The 12573-nt window shown below is 61.4% G+C and carries 10 protein-coding genes; all 10 read left to right on the top strand.

What is annotated here, in order from left to right:
* Window positions 1-96: 96 nt before the first annotated feature.
* The 10 genes from edd to AC07Y2_RS12180 all read left to right on the top strand — a co-directional run bounded on the left by edd (window position 97) and on the right by AC07Y2_RS12180 (window position 12518).
* Window positions 97-1923 carry a phosphogluconate dehydratase gene (gene edd / locus AC07Y2_RS12225; RefSeq protein ID WP_103386017.1) on the top strand — a complete coding sequence of 609 codons (1827 nt, stop codon included), beginning with the start codon at window positions 97-99 and terminating at the stop codon, window positions 1921-1923.
* Window positions 1920-2873, top strand: a complete 954-nt coding sequence (locus AC07Y2_RS12220; RefSeq protein ID WP_103386018.1) for a glucokinase — start codon at window positions 1920-1922, stop codon at window positions 2871-2873. The genes edd and AC07Y2_RS12220 overlap by 4 nt, the downstream gene beginning before the upstream one ends.
* Before the next feature lie 172 nt (window positions 2874-3045).
* A complete protein-coding gene (locus AC07Y2_RS12215; protein WP_074688312.1) occupies window positions 3046-3777 on the top strand; it encodes a response regulator in 732 nt (243 codons plus the stop codon).
* Window positions 3778-3808: 31 nt separating this feature from the next.
* Window positions 3809-5236, top strand: a complete 1428-nt coding sequence (locus AC07Y2_RS12210; RefSeq protein ID WP_163976892.1) for an ATP-binding protein — start codon at window positions 3809-3811, stop codon at window positions 5234-5236.
* Window positions 5237-5340: 104 nt separating this feature from the next.
* On the top strand, window positions 5341-6600 hold the full coding sequence (locus AC07Y2_RS12205) for a D-mannose isomerase (RefSeq protein WP_103386019.1): 1260 nt from the start codon (window positions 5341-5343) through the stop codon (window positions 6598-6600).
* 118 nt (window positions 6601-6718) lie between these two features.
* A complete protein-coding gene (locus AC07Y2_RS12200) occupies window positions 6719-8020 on the top strand; it encodes an ABC transporter substrate-binding protein (RefSeq protein WP_074688308.1) in 1302 nt (433 codons plus the stop codon).
* A 109-nt stretch (window positions 8021-8129) separates the two neighbouring features.
* Window positions 8130-9038, top strand: a complete 909-nt coding sequence (locus AC07Y2_RS12195; RefSeq protein WP_007951166.1) for a carbohydrate ABC transporter permease — start codon at window positions 8130-8132, stop codon at window positions 9036-9038.
* Window positions 9031-9876 carry a carbohydrate ABC transporter permease gene (locus AC07Y2_RS12190; protein ID WP_007951164.1) on the top strand — a complete coding sequence of 282 codons (846 nt, stop codon included), beginning with the start codon at window positions 9031-9033 and terminating at the stop codon, window positions 9874-9876. The genes AC07Y2_RS12195 and AC07Y2_RS12190 overlap by 8 nt, the downstream gene beginning before the upstream one ends.
* A 2-nt stretch (window positions 9877-9878) precedes the next feature.
* Complete coding sequence (locus tag AC07Y2_RS12185; protein ID WP_103386020.1) at window positions 9879-11039, top strand: ABC transporter ATP-binding protein; 1161 nt, start codon at window positions 9879-9881, stop codon at window positions 11037-11039.
* 132 nt (window positions 11040-11171) lie between these two features.
* Window positions 11172-12518: a carbohydrate porin gene (locus AC07Y2_RS12180; RefSeq protein ID WP_039766091.1), complete on the top strand. Its 1347-nt coding sequence runs from the start codon at window positions 11172-11174 to the stop codon at window positions 12516-12518.
* The last annotated feature ends 55 nt before the right edge of the window (window positions 12519-12573 follow it).

The following is a 12573-nucleotide window of genomic DNA, read 5'->3' as shown; positions in this document are numbered from 1 at the left end:
GAATGATCAAGAAAACCGTTCGTCATCCCACGCGAACGGGCTTTTGATCAGCATAGACAATCAGGTCGCCACATCCGTTAGCCTGGAGTTCTACACATGCATCCCCGCGTTCTTGAGGTCACCGAACGGCTTATCGCCCGCAGCCGCGCCACGCGTCAGGCTTACCTTGCACTGATTCGCGGCGCCGCCACCGACGGGCCGATGCGCGGCAAACTGCAATGCGCCAACTTTGCCCACGGCGTGGCCGGGTGTGGCAGCGAAGACAAGCACAGCCTGCGGATGATGAACTCGGCGAACATCGCAATTGTTTCGTCATATAACGACATGCTTTCGGCGCACCAGCCGTACGAAGTCTTCCCGGAACAGATCAAGAACGCCCTGCGCGAAATCGGCTCGGTCGGCCAGTTCGCCGGCGGCACGCCTGCGATGTGCGACGGCGTGACCCAGGGCGAGCCGGGCATGGAGCTGAGCCTGCCGAGCCGCGAAGTGATCGCGATGTCGACGGCGGTGGCGCTGTCTCACAACATGTTCGACGGCGCGCTGATGCTCGGCATCTGCGACAAGATCGTGCCGGGCCTGATGATGGGCTCCTTGCGTTTCGGTCACTTGCCGACGATCTTCGTACCGGGCGGGCCGATGGTCTCGGGGATTTCCAACAAGGAAAAAGCCGACGTGCGGCAGAAGTACGCCGAAGGCAAGGCGACTCGCGAAGAGCTGCTGGAATCGGAAATGAAGTCCTACCACAGCCCGGGCACCTGCACTTTCTACGGCACCGCCAACACCAACCAGCTGCTGATGGAGGTGATGGGCCTGCACTTGCCGGGCGCGTCCTTCGTCAACCCGAACACACCACTGCGCGACGCCCTGACCCGCGAAGCCGCGCACCAGGTCACGCGCCTGACCAAACAGAACGGTAACTTCCTGCCGATCGGCGAAATCGTCGACGAGAAGGCGCTGGTCAACTCGATCGTCGCGCTGCACGCCACCGGCGGTTCGACCAACCACACCCTGCACATGCCGGCCATCGCCATGGCGGCGGGCATTCAGCTGACCTGGCAGGACATGGCCGACCTCTCCGAAGTTGTGCCGACCCTGAGCCACGTTTATCCAAACGGCAAGGCTGACATCAACCACTTCCAGGCAGCGGGCGGCATGTCGTTCCTGATCCGCGAACTGCTCGAAGCCGGCCTGCTGCACGAAGACGTCAACACCGTGCTCGGCCACGGCTTGAGCCAATACACCAAGGAGCCGTTCCTCGATAACGGCAAGCTGGTGTGGCGCGAAGGCCCGACTGAAAGCCTCGATGAAAACATCCTGCGTCCGGTGGCCCGAGCGTTCTCGGCAGAGGGCGGCTTGCGCGTGATGGAAGGCAACCTCGGTCGCGGCGTGATGAAGGTGTCCGCCGTCGCGCTGGAAAACCAGATCGTCGAAGCGCCGGCCATGGTGTTCCAGGATCAGCAAGATCTGGCGGACGCCTTCAAGGCCGGTTTGCTGGAGAAGGATTTTGTCGCGGTGATGCGCTTCCAGGGCCCGCGTTCCAATGGCATGCCGGAGCTGCACAAGATGACGCCGTTCCTTGGTGTGCTGCAGGATCGCGGCTTCAAGGTGGCACTGGTGACGGACGGGCGCATGTCCGGCGCATCCGGGAAAATTCCGGCGGCCATTCATGTCAGTCCCGAGGCTTATGTAGGCGGCGCTTTGGCGCGCGTGCAAGAGGGCGATATCATCCGCGTCGATGGCGTCAAAGGCACTTTGGAACTCAAGGTGGACGCCGCCGAATTCGCAGCGCGCGAACCTGCCAAAGGCCTGTTGGGCAACAACATCGGCAGCGGTCGCGAACTATTCGGCTTCATGCGTTTGGCCTTCAGCTCGGCGGAGCAGGGCGCCAGCGCCTTCACTTCTGCCCTGGAGACGCTTAATTGAAACTGGCTTTGGTCGGTGACATCGGAGGCACCAACGCGCGGTTCGCGTTGTGGAAAGATCAGCAGCTCGAATCGGTTCAGGTGCTGGCCACGGCCGACCACGCCAGCCCGGAAGAGGCGATCAGCCTCTACCTCGGCGGGCTCGGTCTGGCGCCGGGCGCTATCGGCTCGGTGTGCCTGTCGGTGGCGGGGCCGGTGAGCGGCGATGAGTTCAAGTTCACCAACAACCACTGGCGCCTGAGTCGCAAGGCGTTCTGCCAGACCTTGCAGGTCGAGCAGTTGTTGCTGATCAACGATTTCTCGGCGATGGCGCTGGGCATGACCCGTTTGCAGCCCGGCGAATTCCGCGTGGTTTGCGAAGGCACGCCGGAGCCGTTGCGTCCGGCAGTGGTGATCGGCCCGGGCACTGGCTTGGGCGTCGGTACGTTGCTTGATCTCGGTGAAGGGCGGTTTGCCGCGTTGCCGGGAGAGGGCGGTCACGTCGATCTGCCGCTGAGCAGTCTGCGTGAAACCCAGCTCTGGCAGCACATCCACAACGAGATCGGCCACGTCAGCGCGGAAACCGCGTTGAGCGGCGGTGGCTTGCCGCGGGTCTACCGGGCGATCTGCGCGGTGGATGGTCATGAGCCCAAGCTCGACACGCCGGAAGCCATCACTGCGGCAGGTCTTGCAGGCGACCCGATTGCCCTGGAAGTGCTGGAGCAGTTCTGCTGCTGGCTCGGTCGCGTGGCCGGCAACAACGTGCTGACCACGGGCGGCCGTGGCGGGGTGTACATCGTGGGTGGCGTGATTCCGCGTTTTGCCGATTTCTTCCTCGAAAGCGGTTTCGCCCGCAGCTTCGCCGACAAGGGCTGCATGAGCGATTACTTCAAGGGGATTCCGGTGTGGCTGGTGACAGCGCCGTATTCCGGTCTCGTCGGTGCAGGAGTGGCGCTCGAACAGGAAGGCTGAAGAGCGTTCCCACGTCGAGGAGTCGAACCCTCTGCGTGGGAATACAGCCCGTGACGCTCCGCGTCACTGGACGCGGAGCGTCCCTTGATACATTCCTACGCAGAGCGTGGGAACGATCGGTCTACACATCAGGCATAATCCGCCCAATTCCAACAACAAGGATGCCTTCGAAGTGAGCTCAGTCAACAAGTCGATTTTGTTGGTCGATGACGACCAGGAGATACGCGAGTTGCTGGAAACCTACCTGACCCGCGCGGGTTTTCAGGTACGGGCCACGGCGGATGGCGCCGGTTTCCGTCAGGCGCTGAACGAAGCGCCGAGCGATCTGGTGATCCTCGATGTGATGCTGCCGGATGAAGACGGCTTCAGCCTGTGCCGCTGGGTGCGCCAGCATCCGCGTCAGGCCCAGGTGCCGATCATCATGCTCACCGCCAGTTCCGACGAAGCCGACCGGGTCATCGGCCTGGAGCTCGGCGCCGACGATTACCTCGGCAAACCTTTCAGCCCCCGCGAACTGCAAGCCCGGATCAAGGCCCTGCTGCGTCGCGCCCAATTCGGCCAGGATCGCGGCGGCAGTGAAGTGCTGGCGTTCGATGAATGGCGGCTGGACATGGTCAGCCATCGGCTGTTTCACGCCGACGGCGAGGAGGTGATTCTGTCCGGCGCCGACTTCGCCCTGTTGAAACTGTTTCTTGATCATCCCCAGGAAATCCTCGACCGCGACACCATCGGCAACGCCACCCGTGGCCGCGACCTGATGCCCCTCGACCGGATCGTCGACATGGCCGTCAGTCGTTTGCGCCAGCGTCTGCGCGACACTGAAAAACCGCCACGCCTGATCCGCACCGTGCGCGGCAGCGGCTACCAACTGGCAGCCAATGTGGTTGCCGGCAATGGTCACTGAGTTCCTGCGCACCACCGCGCGCAAAGTGCCGATGCCGCGTTCGCTGCTCGGGCGGATGCTGCTGCTGACGTTGCTCGCGGTGTTGTTCGCCCAGACGCTGTCCAGCGTGATCTGGGTGTCCCAATTGCGTGCGACGCAGCTCGAAGGGTTGGTCACCAGCGCCCGCAGCCTCGCCCATTCGATGACCGCTAGCGTCAGTTACTTCCGCTCGTTGCCGGTGGCCTATCGGCCGCTGGTGCTCGACCAATTGCGCAGCATGGGCGGCACGCGTTTTGTGGTGACGCTGAATGACAAACCGCTGGGCATGGAAGTGCTGCCGGTGACGCCACGCAAGGCGGCGGTACTGAAAGCGGTGGATGAAGTGCTGCGTCAGTCGCTGGGCCAGGACACCGACATTCTGGTGACCTTCGTCAGCCCCGATGACTTACGGATTTTCAACGCCGGGTTGAAACTCGATGAGTTGCCGCGCTCCTGGGCGCATTACGCCTTGACCCTGGAACCGGTGAATCCGCCGGTGCTGGTGACCCAGATTCAGTTGGCGCCCGGTGAATGGCTGTACATCGCCTCGCTGCTGCCCGAGCCCTACACCAGTCTCGAAGAACAAGGCCTGCCGACTCAGCAGGTGTGGTTCATCGTCTTCACCAGTGGTTTTCTGTTGTTGTTCATCGGCCTGCTGGTGCACTGGCAGAGTCGGCCGCTCAAGCGTCTGGCACGGGCCGCGCGGGATTTGTCGCTGGGCGCCGATGTCGAGCCGGTGGCCGAGGGCGGCGGCAGCGAAGTGGTGGAAGTGGGCCGCGCCTTCAACACCATGCGCGAGCGGATCAGCCGTTACCTGACCGAGCGCAGCCAGTTGTTCAGCGCGATTTCCCATGACCTGCGCACACCGATCACGCGACTGCGCCTGCGGGTCGAACTGCTGGAAGACGAAACGCTGCAGACCAAGTTCGGCCGTGATCTGGATGAGCTGGAGCTGCTGGTCAAAGGCGCGCTGCAATGCGTTAAGGACACCGACATTCACGAAAACATCGAGCCGGTGGACCTGAACCATGTGCTCGACTGTCTGGTGGAGCCGTATCTGGCGCCGGCCGGCAATGGTCGCGTGACGCAGCAGGGGCGGGCGTTGGCGGCGTATCCGGGCAAGCCGCTGGCGCTCAAGCGTTGCATCGGCAACCTGATCGACAACGCGTTGAAGTACGGGCAGAACGCCCACCTGCACATCGATGACGATGATCGTGCGTTTGTGCTGCATGTCGACGATGAAGGGCCGGGCGTGCCGGAGCAGCGGCTGGAGCAGGTGTTCGAGCCGCACTTCCGCTTGGCGGGACAGCAGCAGGGTTACGGTCTCGGTTTGGGGATCGCCCGCAACATTGCCCATAGCCATGGCGGTGAAGTGACGCTGCAGAACCTGCGCGAAGGCGGATTGCGCGTGACCCTGCAATTGCCGCGTTCGGCGGATTGATCTGATTGTCACCAGTCGGTGACAAAACCCGCCCCCTTCGTTACAAGCCCCTCCCGGCCCGTTGTTTAGACTGCCCGCAGTCATAACAACAAAAAAGGCCACCCATGGATCATTTCAATCCGGGCTTCAGCAGTTGGCTGAACGCCCCTGCCCACCAGCAATGGCTCGCCGATGAAGGCCTGCGCCTGCTGGCATTTGCCAAGGCTTCACGGCTGCCCGAAGGGTTTGGCAATCTCGATGAGCGCGGCCAGCTTCAGGCCGGCGCGCAAGCCGAAACCATGAACACCGCACGCATGACCCACAGCTTCGCCATGGCCCACATTCAGGGCCTGCCGGGGTTCGCCGAGCTGGTCGATCACGGCATCGCGGCCCTGCGCGGCCCGTTGCGTGATGCGATGCACGGCGGCTGGTTCGCTGTCGCCGAACACCGTGACGGCAACACCGGCAAGAACGCTTATCTGCATGCTTTCGTCGCTCTGGCGGCGAGTTCCGCAGTGGTCGCGCAACGTCCGGGCGCGCAGGCGTTGCTGGATGACGCCATCGACATCATCGACACGTATTTCTGGAGCGAGGAAGAGGGCGCCATGCGCGAGTTCTTCAATCGCGACTGGCGCGAAGAAGAAGCCTATCGCGGCGCCAACAGCAACATGCACGCCACCGAAGCCTTCCTTGCCTTGGCCGATGTCACCGAAGACCCGCGCTGGCTGGTGCGTGCGAAACGCATCGTCGAGCGGGTGATTCACGGGCACGCCGCCGCCAACGATTACCTGGTGATCGAGCATTTCGATCGCAACTGGCAGCCGCTGCGCGACTACAACCATGACAATCCCGCCGATGGTTTCCGTCCCTACGGCACCACGCCGGGCCATGGTTTCGAGTGGGCGCGGCTGTTGCTGCACCTCGAAGCCGCGCGGGTCCAGGCCGGCATGCTCACGCCCGGCTGGCTGGCCACCGATGCGCAAAAGCTGTTCGAACAAAACTGCCGTTATGGCTGGGACGTCGATGGTGCGCCGGGCATCGTCTATACCCTCGACTGGAACAACAAAGCGGTGGTGCTCCATCGCCTGCACTGGACCCACGCCGAGGCCAGCGCTGCCGCCAGTGCCTTGCTCAAACGCACCGGCGATGCGCAGTACGAAACCTGGTATCGCCTGTTCTGGGAATTTTGCGAAATGTATTTCATCGACCGCTGCGACGGCAGTTGGCACCACGAACTTGATCCGCAAAACCGCCCGAGTGCCGATATCTGGGCGGGCAAACCGGATCTGTACCACGCCTGGCAGGCCGTTCTGATTCCGCGTCTGCCGCTGGCACCGAGCATGGCCAGTGCTCTGGCACACCTGTCTCGAAGCGTTCCTGTGTAACCATGTGGTGACATTCGCGCGTCCCTTCGTTACCTGCGGGGGGAAACGCTCTGTTTAAACTCGTGTGCAGCGCAAGCACCAGACTTGCATGCATAACAACAAGAAAGGTACATCTCAGATGAATGCGATTTCTCGCCTCGCTACTGTCATTTCTGTCGCCTCCCTGTTCCCGCTCGCTGTGCTGCCCCTGAGTGTTTCCGCTGCCGAATCCAAAGGTTCGGTGGAAGTCGTGCATTGGTGGACGTCCGGTGGCGAAAAAGCTGCCGTCGATGTGCTCAAGGCACAAGTCGAGAAAGACGGTTTCACCTGGAAAGACGGCGCTGTCGCCGGCGGTGGCGGTGCGACTGCCATGACCGTGCTGAAAAGCCGCGCAGTAGCCGGCAACCCGCCAGGCGTTGCCCAGATCAAGGGCCCGGACATCCAGGAATGGGCGTCGACCGGTCTGCTCGACACTGACGTGCTGAAGGACGTTTCCAAGTCCGAGAAGTGGGACAGCCTGCTCGACAAGAAAGTCTCCGACACCGTGAAGTTCGAAGGTGATTACGTGGCCGTGCCGGTGAACATTCACCGCGTGAACTGGCTGTGGATCAACCCGGAAGTCTTCAAGAAAGCCGGTATCGAAAAAGCCCCGACCACCCTCGAAGAATTCTACGCCGCCGGCGACAAGCTGAAAGCGGCGGGCTTCATCCCGCTGGCCCACGGCGGTCAGCCATGGCAGGACAGCACCGTGTTCGAAGCGGTCGTGCTGTCGGTGATGGGTGTTGATGGTTACAAGAAAGCCCTGGTCGACCTGGACAACGCTGCCCTGACCGGTCCGGAAATGGTCAAGGCCCTGACCGAGCTGAAGAAAGTCGCGACCTACATGGACCCGGACGGCAAAGGCCAGGACTGGAACCTGGAAGCGGCCAAGGTCATCAACGGCAAGGCCGGCATGCAGATCATGGGTGACTGGGCCAAGTCCGAATGGACCGCCGCCAAGAAAGTCGCCGGCAAGGACTACGAGTGCGTAGCGTTCCCGGGCACCGACAAGGCGTTCACCTACAACATCGACTCGCTGGCCGTGTTCAAGCAGAAGGACGCGGGCACCGCGGCCGGTCAGCAGGACATCGCCAAAGTCGTGCTGGGTGAAAACTTCCAGAAAGTCTTCAGCATCAACAAGGGCTCGATCCCGGTGCGTAACGACATGCTCGCCGACATGGGCAAGTACGGTTTCGACTCCTGCGCCCAGACCGCTGCCAAGGACTTCCTGGCAGACGCCAAGAGCGGCGGCCTGCAACCGAGCATGGCGCACAACATGGCGACCACGCTGGCCGTGCAGGGTGCGTTCTTTGATGTCGTGACCAACTACATCAACGACCCGAAAGCCGACCCGGCCGACGCTGCCAAGAAACTCGGCACTGCCATCAAGGCTGCCAAGTAAGCGGTAGCGACGAGCTGCGAGCTACAAGCTGCGAGACAAGAGCGCTGCTCTGCTGGTCTTGCAGCTCTCAACTCGTAGCTGCTCTTCTCTTTTTTTATTGGATCTTCCCATGAGTTCTGTTGCTGTGTTCAGCAAGGCCTCGCCGTTCGACGCATTGCAGCGCTGGCTACCGAAACTGGTGCTGGCGCCGAGCATGTTCATCGTTCTGGTGGGCTTCTATGGCTATATCCTCTGGACGTTTGTCCTGTCGTTCACCACGTCGACGTTCCTGCCGAACTACAAGTGGGCAGGCCTGGCGCAATACGAGCGTCTGTTCGACAACGACCGCTGGTGGGTGGCGAGCAAGAACCTGGCCGTGTTTGGCGGCATGTTCATCGGCATCACCCTGGTAATCGGCGTGACACTGGCGATTTTCCTCGACCAGAAAATCCGTCGCGAAGGCTTTATCCGCACCATTTACCTGTACCCGATGGCGCTCTCGATGATCGTGACCGGTACTGCGTGGAAATGGCTGCTCAACCCGGGCATGGGCCTGGACAAATTGCTGCGGGACTGGGGCTGGGAAGGCTTCCGTCTCGACTGGCTGATCGACCCGGATCGTGTGGTGTACTGCCTGGTGATCGCGGCGGTCTGGCAAGCCTCGGGCTTCATCATGGCGATGTTCCTCGCCGGTCTGCGTGGCGTTGATCAGTCGATCATCCGTGCTGCCCAGATCGACGGCGCGAGCATGCCGCGCATCTACTGGAAAGTGGTGCTGCCAAGTCTGCGTCCGGTGTTCTTCAGTGCAGTGATGATTCTGGCGCACATCGCGATCAAGAGCTTCGACCTGGTGGCGGCCATGACGGCCGGCGGCCCGGGTTATTCCTCCGATTTGCCGGCGATGTTCATGTACTCGTTCACCTTCAGCCGTGGACAGATGGGCATGGGCTCGGCCAGTGCAATCCTGATGCTCGGTGCGATCCTCGCGATCATCGTGCCTTACCTGTACTCCGAGCTGAGGACCAAGCGTCATGACTAGTCTCGCCTCCAAACCGGCCATCAGCCTGAGTCGCATCGCGATCTACGCGGTGCTGATCCTCGCGGTCCTGCTGTATCTGGTACCGCTGGTGGTCATGCTGCTGACCAGCTTCAAGACCCCGGAAGACATTTCCACCGGCAACCTGCTGAGCTGGCCGACCGTGGTCAGCGGCATCGGCTGGGTGAAAGCCTGGGCCACCGTTGACGGCTACTTCTGGAACTCTATCAAGATCACCGTTCCGGCCGTGATCATCTCCACCGCTATCGGTGCGTTGAACGGTTATGTGCTGTCGTTCTGGCGCTTTCGCGGTTCGCAGCTGTTCTTCGGCCTGCTGCTGTTCGGCTGCTTCCTGCCGTTCCAGACCGTGCTGCTGCCGGCCTCGTTCACCCTCGGCAAGATGGGCCTGGCGAGCACCACCACGGGCCTTGTGTTCATCCATGTGGTCTACGGTCTGGCGTTCACCACGCTGTTCTTCCGTAACTACTACGTGAGCATTCCGGATGCGCTGATCAAGGCTGCGCGCCTCGATGGCGCGGGGTTCTTCACGATCTTCCGCCAGATCATCCTGCCGATGTCGACGCCGATCATCATGGTCTGCCTGATCTGGCAGTTCACCCAGATCTGGAACGACTTCCTGTTCGGCGTGGTGTTCTCCAGCGGTGATTCGCAACCGATCACGGTGGCGCTGAACAACCTGGTCAACACCAGCACCGGGGCCAAGGAATACAACGTGGACATGGCGGCGGCGATGATCGCCGGGCTGCCGACCCTGCTGGTCTATGTGGTCGCAGGCAAGTATTTCGTGCGCGGGCTGACGGCCGGCGCAGTCAAGGGGTAATCATGGCTACGCTCGAACTTCGCAATGTAAACAAGACCTACGGTACCGGCCTGCCGGACACCCTGAAGAACATCGAACTGTCGATCAAGGACGGTGAGTTCCTGATCCTCGTCGGGCCCTCGGGCTGCGGCAAGTCGACCCTGATGAACTGCATCGCCGGCCTGGAAACCATCACCGGCGGCGCAATCATGATCGGCGACCAGGACGTCAGCGGCATGAGCCCCAAGGATCGTGACATCGCCATGGTGTTTCAGTCCTACGCGCTGTACCCGACCATGAGCGTGCGCGAGAACATCGAGTTCGGTCTGAAGATCCGCAAGATGAGCCAGTCGGCGATCGACGAAGAAGTCGCCCGCGTGGCCAAGCTGTTGCAGATCGAGCACCTGCTCAATCGCAAGCCGGGCCAGCTCTCCGGCGGTCAGCAGCAGCGCGTGGCGATGGGCCGTGCGCTGGCGCGTCGTCCGAAGATCTACCTGTTCGACGAACCGCTGTCCAACCTCGACGCCAAGCTGCGCGTCGAGATGCGCACCGAAATGAAACTGATGCACCAGCGCCTGAAAACCACCACGGTCTACGTGACCCACGACCAGATCGAAGCGATGACCCTGGGCGACAAAGTGGCGGTGATGAAGGACGGGATCATTCAGCAGTTCGGTACGCCGAAAGAGATCTACAACGACCCGGCCAATCTGTTCGTGGCGAGCTTCATCGGTTCGCCGCCGATGAACTTCATCCCGCTGCGCCTGCAACGCAAGGACGGTCGTCTGGTGGCGCTGCTCGACAGCGGCCAGGCCCGTTGCGAATTGCCGATGGCGATGCAGGACGCCGGTCTCGAAGACCGCGAAGTGATCCTCGGCTTGCGTCCGGAGCAGATCGCGCTGGCGAACGGCGAGGGCAATGGCCTGCCGAGCATCAAGGCTGAAGTGCAGGTCACCGAGCCGACCGGTCCGGACACCCTGGTGTTCGTCAACCTCAACGACACCAAGGTCTGCTGCCGTCTGGCGCCGGATGTGGCACCGCAGGTGGGCGAAACCCTGACCCTGCAGTTCGATCCGTCGAAAGTGCTGCTGTTCGACGCCCAGTCCGGCGAACGCCTGGGGATTGCGGGCCTGCCGAAAACCGAATCGCACAGCGCCAACGTGGCCCAGTTCAAGGGTCGCTGATGAACACAGGCGGGAGCGGGCAGGCCCGTTCCCGCAGGGAGCACGCGGTGCGTGGCCTGTCGCGCGCCGCATCCGATGTAAACCGCGTTAAATAAGAAGAATAGTTAATAACAATAAAACGAGGATGTAGGGATGAAGAAGAACAACAACGCTCAGCGAATCGGCCAGTTGTCAGCAGTTGCGGCAATGATGCTGGCCGGCAGCGTCCACGCGGCTGACGCGTTCAGCTCCGATTCGGAGTGGATGACCGGGGACTGGGGTGGCGAGCGGACCAAGCTGATCGAGCAAGGCATCGACATCAAGATGGACTACGTCGGTGAGGTGGGCGGCAACCTTCACGGCGGCTACAACAACGACAAGACGGCGCGTTACTCCGACCAGTTCGGTCTGGGCGTGGCGCTGGACCTGCAAAAACTGTGGGGCTGGGACAACACCCAGGCCAAGATCCAGCTGACCAACCGTAATGGCGAAAACATTTCCAACGACCGTGTTGGCGATCCGCGTGCCGGCACACTCAGCTCCTCGCAGGAAGTCTACGGTCGTGGCCATATGGTGCGTCTGACCCAGTTGTGGATCAAACACCAGTTCTTCGACAACAAACTCGACGTCAAGGCCGGTTACTTCGGCGAAGGCGAAGATTTCAACACCTTCCCGTGCGAGTTCCAGAACCTGGCGTTCTGCGGTTCGCAAGTGGGTAACTGGGCGACCAACATCTGGTACAACTGGCCGGTCAGCCAGGCGGCCATTCGCGTCAAATACAACATCAACGACGAACTCTACGCACAGATCGGTGCGTACAACCAGAACCCGTCGCAGCTGGAACACGGCAACGGCTTCAAGTTGAGCGGCAGTGGCACCAAAGGCACCGTATTGCCAGTGGAACTGGTCTGGTTGCCTAACCCGAACAGCCTGCCGGGCGAATACCGTGTCGGTTACTACAAGAGCACGGCTGATGCCGACGACGTTCGCGAAGACGTCAACGGTTTCGACGCAGCGACCACCGGTGATGCCTACCGTACCCACAGCAGCAAACACGGTTACTGGTTCGTTGCGCAACAGCAACTCACCAGCCATAACGGTGACAAGAGCCGTGGTCTGAGCATCGCTGCCAACGCCACGTTCCACGACAAGGACACCAACTTCATCGACAACTATCAGTCCGTGATGTTTGTGTACAAAGGCCTGTTCGATGCGCGTCCGAAGGATGACTTCGGTATCGGTGCTGCGCGTATTCACGTCAACGATGACGTGAAGAAAAACGCCGAGCTGCTCAACGTCTCCAACGGTGTTTCGGACTACGACAATCCGGTGTTCTCGCCGATTCGCGAAACCGAATACAACTACGAGATCAACTACGGCTTCCACGTGACCAACTGGCTGACCGTGCGCCCGAACCTGCAATACATCACTCATCCGGGCGGTGTGGATGAAGTGGATAACGCTTTGGTCGCTGGCCTGAAAATTCAGTCTACGTTCTGACGCGTCTGCGATAAGCTCCTCTCTATGTGCGCATATTTGCGGACAGCCAAGGCTG

Source organism: Pseudomonas sp. GW456-12-1-14-TSB6 (assembly GCF_059424205.1).
The sequence above is the reverse complement of the archived record's forward strand: the minus strand, read 5'-3'. Positions and strand labels throughout refer to the sequence as shown.